General features: G+C 43.6%; 16 protein-coding genes. 6 read left to right on the forward strand and 10 right to left on the reverse strand.

Annotated features, from left to right (window positions below):
* Positions 1–2 precede the first annotated feature (2 nt).
* From ACFOWS_RS15440 to ACFOWS_RS15450, 3 genes are all read left to right on the forward strand, one after another.
* On the forward strand, positions 3–659 hold the full coding sequence (locus ACFOWS_RS15440; RefSeq protein ID WP_379766412.1) for an HD domain-containing protein: 657 nt from the start codon (positions 3–5) through the stop codon (positions 657–659).
* Positions 660–713: 54 nt separating this feature from the next.
* Positions 714–2,138, forward strand: coding sequence for a Gfo/Idh/MocA family protein (locus tag ACFOWS_RS15445; protein ID WP_379766415.1), 1,425 nt, complete (start codon positions 714–716; stop codon positions 2,136–2,138).
* A 78-nt stretch (positions 2,139–2,216) separates the two neighbouring features.
* Positions 2,217–3,689, forward strand: a complete 1,473-nt coding sequence (locus ACFOWS_RS15450) for a vanadium-dependent haloperoxidase (protein ID WP_379766418.1) — start codon at positions 2,217–2,219, stop codon at positions 3,687–3,689.
* Positions 3,690–3,692: 3 nt separating this feature from the next.
* On the opposite strand, the gene ACFOWS_RS15455 is transcribed toward ACFOWS_RS15450, so the two are convergent.
* A complete protein-coding gene (locus ACFOWS_RS15455) occupies positions 3,693–4,943 on the reverse strand; it encodes an RNA polymerase sigma factor (RefSeq protein ID WP_379766421.1) in 1,251 nt (416 codons plus the stop codon).
* A 143-nt stretch (positions 4,944–5,086) separates the two neighbouring features.
* On the reverse strand, positions 5,087–5,437 hold the full coding sequence (locus ACFOWS_RS15460; RefSeq protein ID WP_379766424.1) for a YciI family protein: 351 nt from the start codon (positions 5,435–5,437) through the stop codon (positions 5,087–5,089).
* A 231-nt stretch (positions 5,438–5,668) separates the two neighbouring features.
* Between ACFOWS_RS15460 and ACFOWS_RS15465 the strand changes: the two genes are divergently transcribed.
* Positions 5,669–5,809 (forward strand): hypothetical protein, encoded by a 141-nt coding sequence (locus tag ACFOWS_RS15465; protein WP_379766427.1) that lies wholly within the window; start codon positions 5,669–5,671, stop codon positions 5,807–5,809.
* 9 nt (positions 5,810–5,818) lie between these two features.
* Here ACFOWS_RS15465 and ACFOWS_RS15470 read toward each other — a convergent pair whose 3' ends face one another.
* From ACFOWS_RS15470 to ACFOWS_RS15505, 8 genes are all read right to left on the reverse strand, one after another.
* Positions 5,819–6,892: a PA0069 family radical SAM protein gene (locus ACFOWS_RS15470; protein WP_379766430.1), complete on the reverse strand. Its 1,074-nt coding sequence runs from the start codon at positions 6,890–6,892 to the stop codon at positions 5,819–5,821.
* 216 nt (positions 6,893–7,108) lie between these two features.
* Positions 7,109–7,645, reverse strand: a complete 537-nt coding sequence (locus tag ACFOWS_RS15475) for a hypothetical protein (protein WP_379766433.1) — start codon at positions 7,643–7,645, stop codon at positions 7,109–7,111.
* A 205-nt stretch (positions 7,646–7,850) separates the two neighbouring features.
* The gene (locus ACFOWS_RS15480) at positions 7,851–9,401 is read right to left on the reverse strand and encodes a hypothetical protein (RefSeq protein ID WP_379766436.1); all 1,551 of its coding nucleotides are present in this window, start codon (positions 9,399–9,401) and stop codon (positions 7,851–7,853) included.
* Between the two features lie 26 nt (positions 9,402–9,427).
* Positions 9,428–10,210, reverse strand: a complete 783-nt coding sequence (locus ACFOWS_RS15485; RefSeq protein ID WP_379766439.1) for an enoyl-CoA hydratase/isomerase family protein — start codon at positions 10,208–10,210, stop codon at positions 9,428–9,430.
* Positions 10,211–10,240: 30 nt separating this feature from the next.
* On the reverse strand, positions 10,241–11,647 hold the full coding sequence (locus ACFOWS_RS15490; RefSeq protein WP_379767043.1) for a sensor histidine kinase: 1,407 nt from the start codon (positions 11,645–11,647) through the stop codon (positions 10,241–10,243).
* Positions 11,648–11,830: 183 nt separating this feature from the next.
* The gene (locus tag ACFOWS_RS15495) at positions 11,831–12,379 is read right to left on the reverse strand and encodes a CopD family protein (protein ID WP_379767046.1); all 549 of its coding nucleotides are present in this window, start codon (positions 12,377–12,379) and stop codon (positions 11,831–11,833) included.
* A gap of 15 nt (positions 12,380–12,394) precedes the next feature.
* On the reverse strand, positions 12,395–15,517 hold the full coding sequence (locus ACFOWS_RS15500; protein WP_379766442.1) for a VPS10 domain-containing protein: 3,123 nt from the start codon (positions 15,515–15,517) through the stop codon (positions 12,395–12,397).
* Positions 15,518–15,527: 10 nt separating this feature from the next.
* A complete protein-coding gene (locus tag ACFOWS_RS15505) occupies positions 15,528–18,662 on the reverse strand; it encodes a VPS10 domain-containing protein (RefSeq protein ID WP_379766445.1) in 3,135 nt (1,044 codons plus the stop codon).
* Positions 18,663–18,766: 104 nt separating this feature from the next.
* On the opposite strand from ACFOWS_RS15505, the gene ACFOWS_RS15510 reads away from it, so the two are divergent.
* Complete coding sequence (locus ACFOWS_RS15510) at positions 18,767–19,561, forward strand: 3-keto-disaccharide hydrolase (RefSeq protein WP_379766448.1); 795 nt, start codon at positions 18,767–18,769, stop codon at positions 19,559–19,561.
* A gap of 21 nt (positions 19,562–19,582) precedes the next feature.
* A complete protein-coding gene (locus tag ACFOWS_RS15515; protein ID WP_379766451.1) occupies positions 19,583–21,007 on the forward strand; it encodes a Gfo/Idh/MocA family protein in 1,425 nt (474 codons plus the stop codon).
* The last annotated feature ends 7 nt before the right edge of the window (positions 21,008–21,014 follow it).

Below are 21,014 nucleotides of genomic sequence, written 5' to 3' on the forward strand. Positions count from 1 at the left end.
TTATGAACTACGAACCATTGATACAAAATACCATCGATTTTGTAAAAGAGACCCTTCAAAACGCCGAAGGTGGCCATGATTGGTTCCATGTTGAACGGGTGTTCCATACCACAAAGTTAATTTCCCAACATGAAGAAGTAGATGCACTGGTAGTGCAACTGGCCGCTCTTCTACATGACATTGCAGACCCAAAATTTTACAATGGTGATGAAAGCATCGGGCCGGGTATGGCGACTAACTTTCTCAAATCCCAACAAGTGAATGAAGCCACTATTGAGCATGTGGTACAAATCATCCAACACATGTCCTTTAAAAATAGTTTGGATAAAGGTTCGGTGACTTTTTCATCAAAAGAACTGGAAACGGTTCAAGACGCTGATCGTTTGGATGCCATGGGAGCTATCGGTATCGCCCGTGCATTTAATTACGGTGGATTCAAAAATAGAGCGCTGTACGACCCAGATGTTCCTCCAAACCTCAAGATGACCAAAGAGGAATATAAAAAGTCAAACGCACCTACCATCAATCACTTTTACGAAAAATTGCTTTTACTCAAAGAGAAGATGAACACTGAAACCGGAAAAAGACTGGCCCAAGAAAGACATCAATTTATGTTGGATTACCTTGAACAGTTTTATAAAGAATGGAATGGTGAATAAACTTTGACCTCTAGCGGTTTTTTGTATCTTGGAGAACTATTCAAACTAAACAAGATGCAAAGAAGAAAATTCATTAAAAATGCAGCAGCGGCCTCCGCTGCTTTTTCTATTGTTCCCGCTCATGTTTTGGGAAAAACCCATGTTCCACCGAGTGACACTTTATATGTTGGTGCTTTTGGTGTTGGCGGAAGGGGAAATGGTGTTGTTCAAGGTCTCAACAATACCGGAAAAGTAAAATTTGTGGCTCTTTGTGATGTGGACGATCGCCGAGCCCAACCCACCTATGAGCTTTTTCCCGATGTAAAACGATACAAGGATTTTAGAAAAGTCTTCGATGCACATCTCAACGACATTGATGCCATAATGGTAGCCACCCCAGATCATACCCACGCTACCATAGCATTGCCCTTCATGCGCGAGAAAAAACATGCCTATGTGGAAAAACCTTTGACCCACAACATTTATGAGGCACGATTAATGACCAAGGTGGCAGAAGAAAACGGAATTGTTACCCAAATGGGAAACCAAGGTGCTTCTAGCGATGGCAGTCGCATTGCTCGGGAATGGGTAGAATCTGGAATTATCGGAAAAATTCACACAATCGATTGCTGGACCAACAGACCTGTTTGGCCACAAGGGGTTCCTGTTCCTTCGGAAAAGCAAAGAGTGCCTAAAGAATTGGATTGGGATACGTGGTTAGGCCCTGCCACAATGCGAGATTATAACCCTGCCTATTTGCCTTTCAAATGGCGTGGTTGGTGGGATTTTGGCACGGGTGCCCTGGGCGATATGGGATGCCATATTATGGAAACCCCTTTTAGCGTCCTTGATTTGGGGTATCCCACAGAGGCTCAAGCCAGTTGCACAACCGTCTGGGTGGGTGATTTTGTTGAAGCGGATTATAGCCCTTCTTGTCCCCCATCTTCCAAAATACATCTCAAATTTGAGCATGAAGAACATGGCGACATTGCCCTCAATTGGTACGATGGAGGAATAAAACCCAATCTTCCAGATGAGCTCAAAGACGGGGAAACCATCGGGGATAGCGGTGGTGGAACCATTATGTACGGAGATAAAGGCACCCTTATTTGCGATACCTATTCCGAAAATGCACGTTTGCTCCCATCAGATATGATGGATTTATATAAAACACCCGCACCCAAATACCCAAGGGTACCTGGAAGCGTAGGTGGACATATTGCCAATTTTGTGGACGGCTGCTTGAATGGAACTCCAACATCCTCTAATTTTGAGAAAGCCGGTAGACTAACAGAAACTGTGCTCATGGGGAATCTTGCCATTAAAGCATACCAATACAAAGTATTGAAGGAAGGCAAGGCAATCGGGGATTGGGATCCTTATGACTATCCGGGGAGACGTAAGTTGTTCTGGGATGGTGAGAACATGAAAATCACCAATTACGAAAAAGCCAACGAATGGATCACCCGGGAATATCGCAAAGGCTGGGAATTGACATAAAATCATTTTTTATATTAGTGGCTGGCGTTTAGGCCATAAAACTCCTACATTCGCCAGCCATAGAATTAGAAATCAATTATGAAAAGAGCAATCTTGCTGCTATTTGTTATAGCAACCTTATTAAACTGCAAACAAAAAACAGAACAATCTGCAGATGCAGCCATGGAGCCGAAAGGTGCGGACAACATTGCCTACCAATGGAGCGAAATGGCCATCACCGCCACCGCAAACGATACTGAAATGTTCAAACCAAGGCCTACAATTACCTCTAGGTTTTTGGGATTGATTTTTGTTTCCATCTTTGATGCGTGGTCCAGATATGATGAAAAAGCAATTCCGGTCTATCTTGATGGTGTGGAAAGACGCCCTTCGGATGAGCAAACTCTTAAAAATAAGGAAATCGCCATTAGCTATGCCGCTTACAGGGCCATGAATGAATACTATTATTCAGACCAAGAGCTTTTTACCAATTTTATGGTGGAGCTGGGCCTCGACCCAAACAACGAATCTTTGGACCCGACCACACCCGAAGGGATTGGAAACTTGGCAGCGAAAGCCGTCATTGAAGCCAGAAAAGGGGATGGAGCCAATCAATATGGTGAGGAAGAAGGTTCCAATGGTGAGCCTTATTTTGATTATACCGGGTACGAGCCTGTAAACCCCGTAGATCAAAACAATGACCCCAACCGTTGGCAGCCCAAATATTTCTCTGACGGAAAAGGTGGAAAATTTGCCCCTGGATGTCTCACTCCTTTTTGGGACAAGGTAGAGCCCGTTTCCTTAAAATCCGGAGACCAGTTCCGACCAGGTCCTCCTCCAAAAATAGGATCCAAACAATTGGAGGAAGAGGTAAAAGAAGTTATTGAAATGCAGGCCAACCTAACCGATGAGCAAAAAGCATTGGTGGAGTTTATGCGTGATGGACCTCAATCTGTGCAGCAGGCAGGGCACTGGTTAAAATTTGCCCAAGAAGTATCCATTAGAGATGACCATACGCTCGATGAAGACGTGAAAATGTTCTTCTACAACCAAGTTGTGGCCATGGATGCATTTATCGCTTCATGGGACAGTAAAATGTACTATGATTTTGCCCGGCCTTTTGCCTTGGTTCATGAATACTATGACCAACAAAAGATAAAGGCATGGGGTGGCGTTGGCAAAGGCATGGTAGAGATGGATGGTAACCAATGGAGACCGTATTCCCCTGATACCTTTTTATGTCCTCCCTTCCCAAGTTATACCTCAGGACATAGCACCATTAGTGGCGGATGCGCCGAAGCTTTGAAACTATGGACGGGAAGCGATGAATTTGGATCTGAAGTGGAATTGGTTGCTGGTGCCATGACGGAACCAGACAACTTAGGGGATACCGTAACCTTAAAATTTCCAACCTTTAGTAAAACCGCGGAAATGGCCGGGATATCAAGAGTATTGGGCGGCTATCACATTCAAGCGGATAATATTGCTGGTTTGGAACTGGGACGTGATGTGGCCCGAGAGGCTTGGAAGTTTTACAAAAAACATATTGGAGAAGAAGAAGAACAGATGTAACGCCTAACTGGGATTCAACTTGTTTTTGTAGTGCCTTTTTACCAACTCGTTCTCTGTACATGCAATGGCTTTTTTTAAGGCTGATTGTTGTGCATCAACATGGTCTAATTCGCCAAAAAGTTCAGCTTTTATGGCATGGAAAAGCCCTTGTTCCTTAAAATCATGTTTTGATTCAAGGTTTTCCAACTCAATCAATCCCTTTTTAGCACCGTAAACCTTGGCAAAAGGGATGATTCGGTTCAAGGCCAGCATAGGTGAGTAAAAGCGTTTCAATTGCACATCGTACAAGTACAGAATGCTTTTCCAATCGGTTTCTACAAAAGTTTTTGCCATACTGTGATAGTAAGAGCGAGCTGCTTCCAAATGATAGTCTGATGGCGTTCGGTCCAAGGTTCCAGCATTTTCTAAATGATGTATGCCGATGGAAATCAGTTCCTGATGGTATTTGGAACGATCGTGATGCTCCAAGGTCACCAAATCTCCCGCTTGATCCAATCGAGCATCAAAACGTGAGGCATGAAAACACATCAATGCGATCAATGCATTTAAGTTGGGGTGCTGACAATATTTGTTCTCCTGAAGCAAAAGTGCCAGGCGCAAGGCTTCATAACAGATATCCCTTTTAATGATCTGTGCCCCAGAGGTGGCGGCATACCCTTCAGAAAATAAAAGATAGATGACCCGTAACACTTGGAACAATCTTGATTGTAGCCCCATTTCAACGGGAATTTTTACCAGTTGCACACCTTCCCTGAACTTCTTCTTGGCCCTAGTGAACGATTTAGCAACCGCTTCTTCCTTTTTCAACAAAGCCTCTGCCAATTCTTTATTACTGAATCCCCCAATCAGTTTTAAGCTCAAGATGATTTGATATTCTTGTGATAAAGTGGGGTGACAGCACGCAAAGATCATTTTCAGTTGGCTGTCTGAAATCGTTTGATCCAATGAAGGGTCTGGGCAATGTTCCACTTCACTTTTTGGATGTAATTCTTCCGCCGCTTTGAATTCAACTTTTTTATTTCTTCGCAACACATCAATCATCCTATTGCTTGCCACACGATATAACCATGCGGTTGGATTGTCTGGAATGGATTTATAGCCCCACACCTGCATGGCCTTAATGAAGGTATCTTGGGTAGCATCCTCAATTTGCTCCAGGTAGGACGTTCCAAATTTATGGGTCAACAAGGCCACCACTTTTCCGTATTCCTTTCGGAAGAGATGTTCAACGGTGCTGTGGTGGTCTTTTGGCATAGGTTTTAATAAAAACGGGCTTGGTAAGGTCTCCTAAAATGTCATTTCGAACGCCCAGAGGAATGTGAGAAATCTAAAACAATTTCTTTCGCTGGCAATAGACTTCTTGTTTCACTCGAAATGACATCTGGTTTCCAAAAAATTTAGTGTTCCATGGATAGGATTTCCCGTACCTCCACAAAAGCGCCGTCGTAATCAAAAATTGGGCATCCTTTGGAGATTTCAACCGCCTCATCAATATTTTTGGCCGAAACGATGAGATAGCCCCCAACCATCTCTACCCCTTCCGCAAAAGGACCGTTGGTGACCAACTCACCTCGCTTATGAACTACTTTTCCATCTTTTTCCAAAGGAAGTCCATCTAAAAGTTTACCCTCTTCCTTTAGTCCTCCCATCCATTGGCCCCAAACTTCCATGTGGGCTTGCTTTTCTTCTTGGGAGAGTTTATCGAAGGCCTCATCCCCGCCCCTGAACAAATACAAAAAATTACTCATTGGTTTACATTTTTAAGTCCACTCACCGTGAACGGTTATACGTTGTTTTCATTCTAAAGACGAAGAGTGAAACTTGAATTAGACAACTTTTTAAAGTTATTTAAAAATATCATGCAGCGTCTAGACGTAATGAGCATAGTATTTTAGCGACACGAATTAGGCAAAGTTGCACGAATGATCCGTAGTACAAAATCTAAACGATTTCAACAACCCTAAATTGGTGCTTTTGTCATGCTGAGCAAAGCGAAGCATCCCTACAACACCATTCCCCAAGCCAAGGGTCATGTGGGATTCTTCCCCTCGGCTACGCTCCGGCTCAGAATGACATCCGAGACTTTTACTATTTTTCTGCTTGAAGCACGTTCCATTTAAATAACAATCTCAGAATAATCGCATTTGTCCATTTTTATATTCTTCATGTAGATTCTTGTTCAAACTAGGGAAATTTTTGTCTTTAAAGTAGCGTTGCCTCGCCAATTTGGCCATATCATGGATTTGGGTTGCTATTTTTCCTTCACCACGGTTCCGAAGCCCAAAACGACTATCATTGATACTCCCTCCGTGGCAATCTTGAATGAGGTGGAGCACCTTTTCGGCCCGATCGGGCATGGCTTTTTTGATCCAATCCGTAAAAATTTGCCCAATGGCGCCGTTGAGGCGGACCACGGTAAACCCAAATGAAAGAGCCCCATGCTCCGAAACGGTTTTGGCCAACTTTAACAATTCATGGCTGTTGATCCCCGGAATCATGGGGGCCAGCATGGCATTGACTGGAATATGGTTTTCAGAAAGCACTTTTATCGCTTGCAATCTTTTTTGAAGTGAAGCCGTTCTTGGTTCCAATTTTCTTCTGGTTTTCTCGGATAGGGAAGTGATGGAAATATTGACCCCGACCAATTGATGGGCATTCAACTCCTTTAAAATATCCAAATCCCGAAGAATAAGGGAATTTTTGGTAATGATACCGACTGGATGCCTATATTTTAAGAAGACCTCTAAGCATTTCCTCGTAATTTCAAACTTTTTCTCAGCGGGTTGATAGCAATCTGTGTTTCCGGAGAGCACAATGGTCTGGGCCTTCCAATTTTTATGTTTTATTTTGGCCTCCAGTAATTCTGGTGCCGCTTTTTTTACCAAAATCTTGCGTTCAAAATCCAATCCGGCACTATAGCCCCAATATTCGTGGGCATTTCGGGCATAGCAATAAATACAGCCGTGCTCACAACCTTGGTAGGGGTTCATGGAATACCCCATCCCAACATCTGGACTATCCACCTTGTTGACAATCGTCTTTGGAAAAATGGGGATGTATTGGGTCTTGTTGTTCTCCGCTTCCTCACCTTCCAAGTGGCAGAACTCCAAAAAATCTTCTCGCATTTCGTACACATGCTTCAGAAACTTATTGGGTGTGTTTTTTTGGGCGCCCCTGCCTTTGAGAAACTCTTTGGATTCCATAAAATTGGATATATTCCAAATATATGGATTTTATCCAATAAATAATATTTGTAGGAAACAAAAAAGGATGCCTAAAAAGTTGGTTTAGTCAACCTGAACTTGTTTCAGGTTCTCATCATAATTTGCTTATCAATATGATGGGATTCTGAAACAAGTTCAGAATGACGTATCTCAATACTTTTTAGACAACCTCGTTTTATGGTACTTAGAGAATCGCTATTCCAAACCAAAGTATGCTGCCATGGCGTGGTAATCATTGGTGTCTACCCCAGCGGCTTTTAGCTCTGCCATAAGACTACCATTGCCATTCTTTGAACCCGAATTATATTCAATGGCTACTATTCTTACAGAACTGTAGGTTCCCGGAGCCAATGCATTTTCAGGCGAGTCGTCAGAACGATTGAGAATAGAAATAAATGCTTCTCCTGTATTCTCAACATATAGAAAATTAGCATAATCATCACCTACAATGTCTCCCGGAATTGGAAAAACCCCGGTTGTTCCGTTGACTATTCGAACCAAGTAGGCAAAAATCGCATAATTTGGAAGCTCTTGGGGATCAATGGGTATGTCAAAACTAAACTGCGGACCTGTAAAACTATTGGGAATGGCAATATCAAAGCGTTGGACATTCGCGTTGCCATCTATACCAGGCTCTCCTTGAACACCTTGTTCACCATCCTCTGCGGAACAGGATGCAAAAAACAGAGCCAAAACAAAAATGGGGATACTAAATGCTTTAATTGATTTCATAAACTTCAATTTATAGGGTTATATGATTCCAAACATACCCAAGCACAGTTGTTATTATACCCATTAGTTTATTGAACTCTAATATGGATTGATGGTTACCACTTTATAATTGATATGTTTTTTCTCAAGTAGTACAAAAAGCAAGGTTCAACCAAAAAAAAAGCCTCCTTTAAGGAGACTTTTTAGATATATGTTTGTTGTGTGCTTACTTAAAATCTACCTTGACCAACTGTTTTTTGCTGCCCCGTTTGGCATAGAAAAGCATGTTATCTTCTTGCTCATTCTTTAAGGGCTTGGATACCATTAAAGGCAAACGGGCTTCTTGCTGGTCTATGATCTTTTCATAGTCCATTTTGCCATTTTCATCCAAGGAAATCAAAAATACATTACGATTTCGGCTCAGGCCTTGTTTAAAGATCAGTCGCTCGTTATTGATCAACTGGGGATTTTCCGAAGCGGTACAGATAAAGAAATAGGTTTTACCATTCTTGCAGTAGGAGCTATAGGAGGCATAGGCACCATCGCCTTGGGTAACCTCGGTCTTGTTAATGTTTCGGGCCCACTCCATATTTCCATTCGGGTCCAGTTTTACACTTACAATATCATTGTGGTGATAGCGTTCGATTCTTACGCGCTGGCCCGCGCCGGTAACTTCAAGTCCGGAAGTAACAAAATACTCTTCTGCATTAAAAAAGATATGTTGATCAGAAGTAACTGAAATCCCCTTAAAGACCAAGTTTTTGATGTCCTTATCTTCCTCACGACCAAATTTGTCTTCCATAAATTGTTGGGAGAATGGGTTGTATTTTCGGACATTGACCTCCAAGGTGGTTGGGTCAACATCAAAATAGGCGATTCCATTGTACCGATTATCCTTTCTATCCGCATAAAACCCTGCACAGACCAGTCTGTTTTTGAACATAATGGGATACAAAGCCTCAGGATATTTTCCAGGATCGACAAACGATTGGGTCTTGCTTCCATTTTGGGAAATCTGGACCAACTCGTACTGGAACTTTCGCTCATCTACCTGAAAACGCCTCTTTTTAAAATAGGCTTTCCCCACTATGTAGACGGTTTGAAGGTCTGGTGTGATGGCCACATTCTCGAAGGCATAGTTTTTTTCCTCTATTTCATCGGAAAAGTCGTACTCGAATCGCTTTCGCAGAGACGTATCAAACAAATGGATGATGTGCTTGTTGTCCTTTCCTTTCTTGTGATGGGTACTTATTATGAATCCTGTTTTGTTCTCGTTAAAGAGAATAGCGGTGGTGAATCCGTTGGAAAAATTACGGTTGTAATAGTTTTTCCCAACAGGGTCGTTTACCTCATCGGAAGCAATGGAAAGCAGCTTTTCTTCCCTAAAATTAAATGCAATGATAGGACTGGTGTGCACCCAATATTCATATTGCCCCCGGTCATAATTATAGTTAAGGAACAGTAGGTTTAACTGGCCATTTTTAAGGAAACCGTCCACAAAATCCAAGCCTTTAAGCTTGTAATTGTACTCGGAAACCAGTTCTAAGTCTTTGTTATAATGTTCAATGAGATACCCCTTTGGCTTTAAAATAAGACCTTGGTAATAAGCCCTTACCAAAATATAGCCCCCAGAGCCATCTTCATCTATCGTCATTAGGTTGGAATAGCGATACCGGTCATGGAATTTTTCACCAAAATCATAGGAAACGGGCATTTTTTGTGCGCCCATTATCATCCCAATCAATAGGAAGCAAAGTAAAAGTATTTGTTTTTTCATCAGGTCTGGCTTGGTTAAGTCGATGGTCATGACCCAGGGAAATCTGCCTTGCGTTTTTCCAAAAAGGCCGATGTTCCTTCCTTGAAATCATCGGTGCCAAAACAATGGCCAAAGGCATCAATTTCTACGGCATAGCCATCAGCATCATACTTAAAACCAGCATTTACGGCTTTTATTGCATGTTTTATGGCCACAGTGGAATTATTCGATATCCTGCTCGCAATTTTAACGCAAAGCGCAAGTAACTCTTCTGGAGACACCACATGATTCACCAATCCATAGGCAAAGGCTTTATCGGCGTCAATCATCCCTGCGGTCATGATCATCTCCATGGCCCTTCCCTTACCGATAAGCTGTGGCAAGCGTTGGGTTCCGCCATAGCCGGGTATTACGCCCAAGGAGACTTCGGGCAGTCCCATTCTGGCATTGGTGCTCGCCACCCGAAAATGACAGGCCATGGCCAGCTCCAGCCCCCCGCCAAGGGCAAAACCATTAATGGCGGCAATAACCGGGGTGCCTAGACCTTCAATGAGGTTAAACAGGTTTTTTTGGCCCATTGCGGACAATTGGCGGCCTTCTTTTATGGAAAAATCAGCAAACTCGGCAATATCTGCCCCTGCCACAAAAGCCTTTTCACCACTTCCTGTTACGATGATTACTTTGGTCTCAGTGTCCTCATCCAATTCTTTAAAGGCCACATGAAGCTCCTCAATGGTTCTTTTATTGAGGGCGTTCATTTTCTCAGGCCGATTGATTGTGATGGTAGCAATGTTGTTTTCTTCTTCTATGTAAATGTTTTCGTAATTCATAGGTGTATTTGACAGATTTTTAGGTTGTCTCTATTCTTTTGGAAACCGAATGGTGAATACGGTTCCCTTTCCTTCTTTTGAAGTAAAAGTAATGGTTCCTCCATAGTTTTCCACAATGTTTTTTACCATTCCAAGCCCCAAACCAGTACCGCTGGATTTTGTAGTAAACTTGGGTTCAAAAACCCTATGCTTGAATTCATCTGATATACCTATTCCATTGTCCGCCACAGAAATTTTAACGTGCGGCCCTTCAGTGGCCACAGTGACCAAAATCCGTGGAAATTCTACTTCGGGAACTGCCTGAATGGCATTTTTTACCAAGTTGGTGATTACCCGGATAAGCTGGGTTCGGTCTAATTTGGCAATGATTTCTTCTTCATCAGCTATAAAATGAATGTAATCCTCATTGAAAATCTCCAAGGCCAATTTTACGATCTTCACTACGTTCAAGGTCTCATTTTGCTGTGCGGGCATATTGGCAAAACTGGAAAAAGCCGTGGCAATATTGCTCATGGTGTCTATTTGCTGTATCAGGGTCTTGGAAAACTCATTCACCTTGGTCTGAATGGCCGGATCATCGGGGTCGAATTTGCGTTCAAAATTTTGAACGGTCAACCGCAAAGGGGTCAATGGATTCTTGATTTCATGGGCAACCTGTTTGGCCATCTCCCGCCAAGCCTGTTCGCGCTCACTTCTTGCCAGTTTTACCGCACTTTCCTCCAATTCATCAATCATGCGGTTATAGGAATCCACTAGTTTCCCGATTTCCTCACTGGGGTTTTTAATATGGATTTTTTCATTTTGCAGCGTAAGATTGGTTCGGCTCATTTTATCAGATACCGTCTGCAAGGAACGGGTAATGTATTTCGAAATAAAATAGGCCAAAAGAATAGCCGAGAGCAACATGACCAAGTATACACCAGCCAATCGCCACAAAAACTCCTTTAGTTCATGATTGTTAAAGGAGTTGTCCTCAAAATAAGGAAGGTTCATAATCCCTATAGGCTTGAACTTTGGGTCGTTGATGTAGGTATAGGAAGCTTGATAGTTGTCCCCAGCGGCGTGTTGTTCCTCTACATATCTTTTCTCGCCACTATCCCTGAGAAAATTAAGCACATTTGCATCCAAACAATTGGAAATGGAATCAGCCTCAAAACTCGGTCTTGAGCTTTTAATTAAGTTTCCTTCAAGATCGTAAATATTGAAATTAACGTTTTGGACATCAGCTATTTTATAAATTTCATCTTTAAAGATAAGGCCCAGATTCTCTGAATTCACTGGATAGGTCGTCTCCCTAAGTGTGTATGAAATGCTTTGGATAACCTGCTCCTCTTTACGTTCCAGTCGGTTTTCGTGATAATCCCTCGCCTGTTCATTGTATTGGTAAATGGTCACTCCCGCAATCAACACCGAAGCAATGACCACCAACAGGATCATGGTGAAAAATATCCGAGATCGTAAGGAGAGTTTACTGAGCAATCTTAACTGATTTGAGATAAAATTACACAATTATCAAGCCAAATGAGGCACAAGAGCAAGTTCAAGTTCAAGTTTCAAGCTCAAAATTAGGTTCATACCAATTTAACTGAACTTGCACTTGAACTTGATATTTGAACTTTCCTAAGCATCCGGATTTTTATCGCGAATACGTTTATAGAGTCGGATACCGAGCATTAAAAGAATCGCCAACGCAAAAATGCCAATAACGCCGTAAATCCAATTGAAGGCATTTTTGAGGATTACCAAAAAGACCACCGCAAAAAGGATCAACGTAGCCCCTTCGTTCCATATCCGCATAAATTTGGAAGTGTATTTGACCTCATCCCGCTGCAATTGCTTGAATATTTGGTGACATTTAAAATGATATCCGAACAACAGCACAACAAAAGCCAACTTTACGTGCATCCATGGTTGCTGCAGCCAAGCAGGCATCAGCACCAATAACCAGATGGCAAAAACCGTGCACAAAATTGCGGATGGCCAAGTGATGATGTACCACAACCGTTTGGTCATCAATTTTAACTGGCCGCTCAGAATTTCTTTATCCGGAGATGGTTTTTGCATTGCCTCAATATGATAAATGAACAGTCTGGGAATGTAGAACAGTCCAGCAAACCAGGTCACCACAAAAATCAAGTGCAACGATTTAATATATGCGTACAGCAATATACTCTGTTTTAAATTTTACATTCGGATGGCCCCTATTCCATTTTCCCAAAGTTTTTTGTTGAAATTGGGAATATCGGTGTTCATCAATGTTAGTGCACGTTGCCGCAGCCCCGTCCATTGGGCATCCAACTCTTTCTTTCTATCCTTTGAGGGCTGGTTGATCTTTGGCAATGCACTGTTGCTATGGTTCATTAGGAACAGGTACTCGGCAGTAAACTTGTTGGGGAAGTTCTCCACATCGTCATACGCCTGCGATTTTCGCTGCACCATATCCTCATCCCATGTCTTTAACTTAGTTAAAAGTGCTTTCCCTTCTTCTTTGAGCGATTCACTTTCCAAATCCTTCAAAAGCTCTTTCAACTGCTCTTGAACCTTAAAAAGCGTGTTCACTTTTTGATGCATCTCGGTCAGGTTGGTTTCCAACTCTGCCATAAAAGCATGGTGTTCTTGATAATTTTCAGGTGTGCTATCGGTATTTGGCATTGGCACGATCTTACCTTGGGTCGTTACGGTCTCGCCACTCGCTTTTAAGCGTAGGGTGTACATTCCCGGTGGGACTTTATGCCCAGTGAAATCCGCTTCAATATACACGTTTGGGATTCCAGGAACTATCGGTGTCTTTAAATCCCAAACAAAACGGTTCAGTCCTTTGTCTGTTCCCAAAATTGGTGCTGGAGGAGCTCCACCCCCGTTGTGCGGCACATAATCCTCATCCTTTTTTGAAGTAAAGCTGCGAACTATTTTACCCTGTTCGTTCAAAACCTCCATGGTGATTTCCGTGCTATCCATCGCTTTGGGCAAATTATAGTAAATCACCATGCCATTGGCCGGGTTTACCCCTACATATGGATCGGTTCCCTCCACTTCTTTTGAGTTACTGTTCAACGGACTGCCCCAAGAGCCGTAAATAGCATCTTCTGGAGAATACAACTTCAGCCCATTTGGATTAGATGTATATTGCGACAAGGTGGTGATATTGTCCAAAATCCAAAACGAACGTCCAGATGTGGCAACAATCAAATCGCCTTTGTGTACCTTCAAATCGGTGATGGGCGTTTTGGGCAAATTCAACTGCAAGGATTCCCAGTTTTTGCCATCGTTCCAAGAAATGTAAAGTCCCTTTTCTGTTCCCGCGTAAAGCAGTCCTTTGCGTTCTTGATCTTCACGAACCACTCGGGTAAACGAACCATACGGAATTCCAGAACTAATGTTCGTCCACGTTTTTCCATAATCGGTACTCTTGTACAAAGCTGGGGTATAGTCATTGAACTTATACCGGGTTGTGGCAATGTAAACGGTGGCTGGGTCGTGTGGCGATACCTCAATAGCATTGACCAAACACTCCTGCAATCCTTTTGGGGTGATGTTTTCCCAAGTTTCGCCTCCATTTTTGGTCACATGGACCAAACCATCATCGCTTCCCGTGTACAAAACGCCTTTTTCATGAGGCGATTCCATAATGTAGGCCAACGTTCCGTAGTTTTCAGCTCCTACGGCTTCATTGGTATACGGTCCGCCACCTTTCCCTTGTAGTTCATCTTGATCGCGGGTCAGGTCCGGTGAAATTTCTTCCCAGGTCAGGCCATTGTCTCTGGTACGAAGTACCAACTGGGCACCATGATAAAATGTTCCAGGTTCATGTTGCGACCAGATGATGGGGGCATTCCAGTTGTAGAGGTATTTCATGTCTCGCGCATCGCGACCCAAATACTGGATGGGTGCAGCCATGACGTTTGTGGACATTTTTGATTCCATATCCAATAGCTCAATGGTTCCCAAATAACTGCCCCCCATCACATATCTTGGGTTATCGGGATCAAAGCCCAAAAAGGCACTTTCCCCACCAGCGGAGTAATGCCAATCTTCAAAATGGATATTCCATCGACCTACGGATAGACTGGCTATTTTAACTGATGTGTTGTCTTGCTGTCCACCATAAATGTTATAGGGAAAAAGATTGTCTGTACTGATGCGATAAAACTGAGCCGTGGGCATATTTTCCTGTAGGGTCCAATTCTCTCCATAGTTGAACGTAATGGTTGCACCGCCATCATCGGCCATGACCATGTTTTTGGAATTATCAGGATTAATCCAAAGATCATGGGTGTCTCCGTGGGGCACCTCAATAGTTTCCCAGGTTTTTCCGCCATCTTCAGACCGAAACATTGCGGCACTCAACACGTAAACCGTATCCTCATCATTGGGGTCGGCAAACACTTCAATATAATACCACGCACGTTGCACCAAACGATTATCACCACTGACCATGCTCCAGCTTTTGCCTGCGTCATTGGACACAAAAAGCCCACCTTTGTCCGCATTGGAATCGCTTTCAATTAGGGCGTACACTTTATTGGAATTGGCAGGGCTTACGGCAATGGCCATTTTTCCTTTTTCTTCGGGCAATCCGTTGGTGAGTTCTTCCCAAGTGTCCCCACCATCGGTACTTTTGTACAATCCGCTTCCCTCGCCACCACTGATCACGATATTGGGTTTACGCTGATGCTCCCACATGGCGGCATACAATACCAATGGATTTTGGGCATCCATGGACAGTTCAACAGCTCCCGTACCTTCGTCCACAAAAAGGATATTCTTCCATGTTTTTCCTCCATCAAGCGAGCGATATACCCCTCGCTCTTTATTGGGCCCATACAATGCTCCTTGAGCAGCTACATATACCACATTAGGATTGGTAGGATGAATAATAATCCGGGAAATATGCTGTGTTTTTTCCAGTCCGAGTTTAATCCAGGTCTTACCCGCATCGTTGGATTTATACATTCCATCGCCATACGAAGTCATCACGCCTCTGGGAGCATGCTCTCCCATACCACAGTAGACAATATTTGGGTTTGATGCTGAAACAGCAACCGCTCCAACGGAACCCATTTCAAAAAAACCATCGGAAATATTGTCCCAGCGGCCCCCAGCATTGGTGGTCTTCCATAACCCACCTCCGGTAGTGCCCATATAATAGGTCAATGGGTCGCCAACAACACCACTTGCAGTTACGGAACGTCCTCCCCGAAACGGCCCAATATTTCTGAATTTCATGGGCTTAAAATACTCGTTCGCGGTCTGGGCAAGGGCCAAGGTTCCGCAAAGCGCACATAAAAGAAAAAATACTTTTTTCATGGCTGCCATTTTAGTCTTCTACACTCAAATACCCCAATCCTAAACTGTTGAACTCGTTGTTGAACGCTTGGATTTCTTCATCCACTAAGGCATCAAAAGCGGTCAACTGAGTTTTGATTTTGCCCGAAAGTTCATTCTTAACAGCTATGTCCTGTTCTGTTGGTGGAAAATCATCAATGGACACCAAACTGTTCAAGTGTGCCAATTTGTTGGTCAACCGGATAGGGAAGTTCAAGGGATCTTGATTACTTCGGTTTTGGGTTTGGTAAAGGGCCTTTTCAATCTCGCTGAACCCTTCCTTCATCTTCTCCGCCTTTTCCACAAGTGCTTTGGTGGCTTCAACATCTTTGTACTGTTTCACAAAAGCGGACAGTTTTTCATTGATTTTCCGAATTTTTTTGATGGATTGATGTGCCTTGTCCACCGTTTCATTGATGTCCGAAATGAAATTATACTGTTTTTGCATATCGGCTACAGAAACCTCAGCTCTTGGGTCGGGAAGAATCGTAAAATTTTGCGATTGATTGTTTCCATTCACATTCAAATGCACTTTATACGAACCGGGAACGGCTTTGGCACCGTCCAGATTGGCCCACCAAAGGATCATTCCTTCCAGTTTTTCAGCTCCTTTTCCCCGCGTATCCCAAATGTGGGTATTGCCTCCTTTTTTCATCATCAGTTTTTTGTCCTTATCCTCTGCTTTGTTACTGTACGAAGCCAGGGTGTCACCAGACATGGATGTATAGGTGAGCACAATGCTGTCCTTTTCGGCAATATCCTTCAGATAAAAATGGGTGACCACTCCGTTGGGGTGGTTTTGACCTTCAGTGAGTGAAGGTGTTTGAGCTGCCGACCCTTTGGTACGATAGCTATCCTTGGGTTGGTACAAAACCGCATCCAAAGATTTTTTTGAATCATCCAACTGGTGCAAAACGGTAAGGTCATCTATAATCCATAGGCTTCTACCTTGAGTGGCCACGATTAAATTGTTATCCTTAATGGTTAAATCCGTAATGGGAACTATGGGCAAATTCATCTGGAATTTTTCCCAGTTCTGTCCATCGTTGAAAGAAATGTACATACCGGTTTCCGTTCCAGCATAAAGCAACCCTTTTCTTTTTGGATCCTCACGAACCACACGGGTAAAATGCTCTCCGTCTATACCATTTGTGATTTTGGTCCAAGTTTTTCCGTAATCCGTGGTCTTGTACAGATACGGAGCAAAATCACCCAATTTGTATCGGGTTGCGGCTACATAACAGGTGCCTTCATCAAAAGCAGAAGGTTCCACACTATTGACCATGCTCCATTCGGGCATATTGGACGGGGTTACATTTTCCCAAGATTCTCCGCCGTCTTTGGTGACATGAATCAAGCCATCATCACTGCCCACCCAAAGTAAGCCTTCTTTTAAAGGACTCTCATTGGCCGCAAAGATGGTGCAGTAATACTCCACCCCGGTGTTGTCTTGCGTAATGGGCCCACCACTGGAGACCAATTTTGTAGGGTCGTTTCTTGTGAGGTCATCACTCAGCAATTCCCAACTCTGCCCTTCATTGGTGCTCATATGCACATGATTGGAGAAGGTATACAGCTTTTTAGAGTCGTGTTTACTGAATATGATGGGGAAATTCCACTGAAAACGGTACTTCATCCCTTCAGCACCATAGCCCATAGGATTATCGGGCCAAACATTGATACCTCTTACCGTATTCTTCTCGTGGTTTACACGCGTTAAAAATCCACCATAACTGCCACCATAGACAATATCGTTGTTCGCTGGGTCAACAGCAATATGGGCCGATTCACCCCCTGCAGTTTCTTCCCAATCGTCTTCACCGATGGAACCGTCATCGCTTCTATGATTGATGCGTAAGGTTGAATTGTCTTGCTGGGCCACATAAATACGGTAGGGAAAAGCATTATCAGTAGTTACACGATAAAATTGAGCCGTGGGCTGATTGTAATAGGTGCTCCACGTTTCGCCACCATCATAACTGATCTGGGCACCACCATCATCACCAATGATCATACGCTGCGAATTCTCTGGGGCTATCCAAAGATCATGGTGGTCTCCATGGGGCGCATTGAAGGTGTTAAATGTTTTTCCACCATCGGTACTTTTGTGATACGACACATTAAGGACGTAAACAACATCTTCATCTTCAGTATCTGCATATACACGGGTATAGTACCAAGCACGTTGACGAATTTTACGTTCCTCATTAATTAAAGTCCATTTTTTTCCGCCATCTTCAGAGCGATACAATCCACCCTTTTCCTTATTTTCTACAATGGCCCAAACGCGATTACTATTTTTTGGCGAAACGGTCACTCCGATAATCCCCAAGGTGTCCTTCGGAAAACCTTCATTCTTTGAAATTTCGGTCCAAGTTTCGCCGCTATCGGTACTTTTCCAAAGCGCGGAACCATCACCTCCACTGCTTAAGCTGTATGGGGTACGCTGTACCCTCCATGTTGAGGCATACAGTATTCTAGGGTTGTTGGGGTCAAGAGTGAGGTCTACCGCACCGGCATGGTCGTTTACAAAGAGAACTTGTTTCCATGTTTTTCCACCATCCGTTGTTTTATAGATTCCGCGTTCCTTGGTGGGCTTGTAAATATTGCCCATGACAGCGGCGTACACAATATTATGGTCGGTTGGGTGCACCTTCAACCTTGGAATATGTCTTGTTTTTTCCAGTCCCATGGATTTCCATGTTTTACCGGCATCCTCTGTTTTCCATATCCCATATCCTGATGAGACATTACCACGAACGGTCTTCTCTCCTCCGCCCACATAAATAACATTGGGATCACTTTTAGCTACCTCAACCGCACCAATACTTCCGCCAAAAAAACCATCCGAAATATTGCTCCAGGTACGGCCCCCGTTTGTGGTTTTCCAAACACCTCCGCCTGTTGCTCCAAAATAGAACAGGTTGGGTTCGCCGGGTACTCCGGTCACCGCTGCGGAACGGCCTCCACGGAATGGACCTATCAATCGATATTCCAAACTGGAATAGAGCTCGCTTGGATATTCGGGTGCGGATTGGGTATTCTTTTTTCGTTGGGATTGAACTGGGGCAATGCACAGTGTTGCGGTAAGCAAAAGCATACCGATGTTGAGAAAGCTAGTCTTCATTTTAAGAGTGTTGAATTAGTCGGCCTTAAATGTAATGAAAATGGGACAAAAAAGGTTATCAATATTTTGTACTTTAACCACCCATAAAAATATTTTACCATACAATGCAACATTACTTTAAACTCCTAATTCTTTTTATTGCCCTTGCCACTTCCTGCAAAAACAAACCAAAAAATGAAGATGTCCATCAAACTGCTGAGACTCCTGAAAAAGTTGCCTCCGAATGGATCTATCTTTTTGATGGAACCAGTTTGGAAGGTTGGCGCGGGTACAACATGGATTCCCTTCCGCCCGGATGGACCATAAAGGACAGCATATTAACCTTTGATACCGAATTGGGCCTTGAACAGGACTATAAAGGAGGTAAAGACATTATATATGGTGCCGAGGAGTTCGACAATTTTGAACTCTATTTGGAATGGAAAATTCCTGAAGGGGCCAACAGCGGAATTTTTTATCATGTGAAAGAAGGGTATGACGGCCCACCCGTAGTGGCCCCGGAATATCAGATTATTGATGATGAAAACTATGCCAACATCCACGACCTCACTGGATACAATTCCCAGTTTGGTGCTGAGCATCCAGAACAACTCCAAGATTGGCAGAAAACAGGGGCCGATTATGCTATGCATGTAGCGGATGAATCCCAAAAACAGTTGAACCCGGTTGGGGAATGGAACTCCTCCAAAATTGTATTTACCCCCGAAAAGGCCGAACACTGGCTTAATGGCAAAAAACTATTGGAATTTGTGCCGTGGTCCGAAGAATGGAAGGCCAAAAAGAACTCCGGAAAATGGGACAATGCCCCGGATTATGGCAAATTTAAAAAAGGGTATATCGCCCTTCAGGACCACTCCAGTCCCATCTGGTTCCGCAATATCAAAATCAAAAAACTTTAACTGACTATACCATACCATCGCATGAACAAACGAGAATTTATCAAAAAAAGCAGCGTAGGCGTTTTAGGTCTTGCACTGGCCCCATCGCTATTGAACAATTTAAATCCACAACAAAGGCTGCGGACGGCCCATATAGGTGTGGGCAATATGGGTTTTGAAGACTTACGCGATATTTCATCCCATCCACAGGTAGACGTAGTGGCCCTTTGTGATGTGGATGCGGTTAATTTGGCAGCGGCTCATAAATTACATCCGGGAGCAAGAGTATTTTTTGATTACAGAGCCATGCTCGAAGAAATAGGTGATGAAATTGATGCCGTTATTGTATCTACACCAGACCATACACATGCACCCGCTTCCTTAATGGCCATGGAGATGGACAAGCCCGTTTATTGTCAAAAACCGTTGACCCATTATGTATCGGAATCAAGGGAAATGAAAAAATTGGCTGCCGAAAAAGGGTTGGTGACCCAAATGGGAATACAGGTGCATTCCTTTTATGACTATAAATTGGCCACACTTTTGATTCAATCCGGTATCATTGGCAAAGTACATACGGTTCATGCCTGGTCTCCCAAGAATTGGGGGTATGATGGGCCCCTTCCGCAGGGAGAAGACCCTGTTCCGGCCCAACTGGATTGGAACCTTTGGTTAGGAACCTCCGCTGAAAGACCTTACAAAGAGGGCATGTACCATCCCGGTAATTGGAGAAAATTGATGGATTACGGCTGTGGTACCCTCGGTGATATGGGTGTCCATATTTTTGATACGCCCTACAATGCCCTCGCCCTCGATGTGCCTCGCACCATTAGAACTGAATGTCGACCTTCCAACGGTTTCGGTTATCCTGAAAACAATACCGTTACCTATGAGTTTCCGCAAACCCCATATACTACCAAGACTTTAAAATGGGTCTGGTATGATGGCCCAGGTGCTCCAACCCTGAGCGAAGACCTTATGTTGCCGGGCATGGAAATGAAAAAGACTGCTACATCCGGTGATAAAAGTGTAAAAGACAAAATATCATTGGATGCCGGAGTTGCCGCCGAAAACGAATTACCGGAACAGGGCGCTATGTTCGTGGGTGAAAAAGGACGATTATTGTTGCCCCACTTTATGCAATTGCCCAAGAAAATCAGAAAAGGGAAATATGTGGACATCTCCAAAGAAATCGCCAAGGTATCCGAAGAACACAACTTGGGCGAGCCTATTCGCAACTACCAGTCCGAAGGCCCCAAACACTACCATCAATTTGTGGACGCCTGTTTGGGCAAGGGAGAGACCACAGCCCCATTTGATTATGCCGCGCGATTGACGGAGACCATTCTTTTAGGAACCATCGCGGGTCGTTTCCCGGGTGAAACCTTGCATTGGGATGCAGAATCAGCAAGATTCAAAGAAGAGAAAGCGAATCAATACTTGTCTGGCGATTACAGGGATTTTTAAGTTGGCG

The sequence above is a fragment of the Flagellimonas marina genome (genome assembly GCF_042651185.1).
GTDB lineage: Bacteria > Bacteroidota > Bacteroidia > Flavobacteriales > Flavobacteriaceae > Flagellimonas > Flagellimonas marina.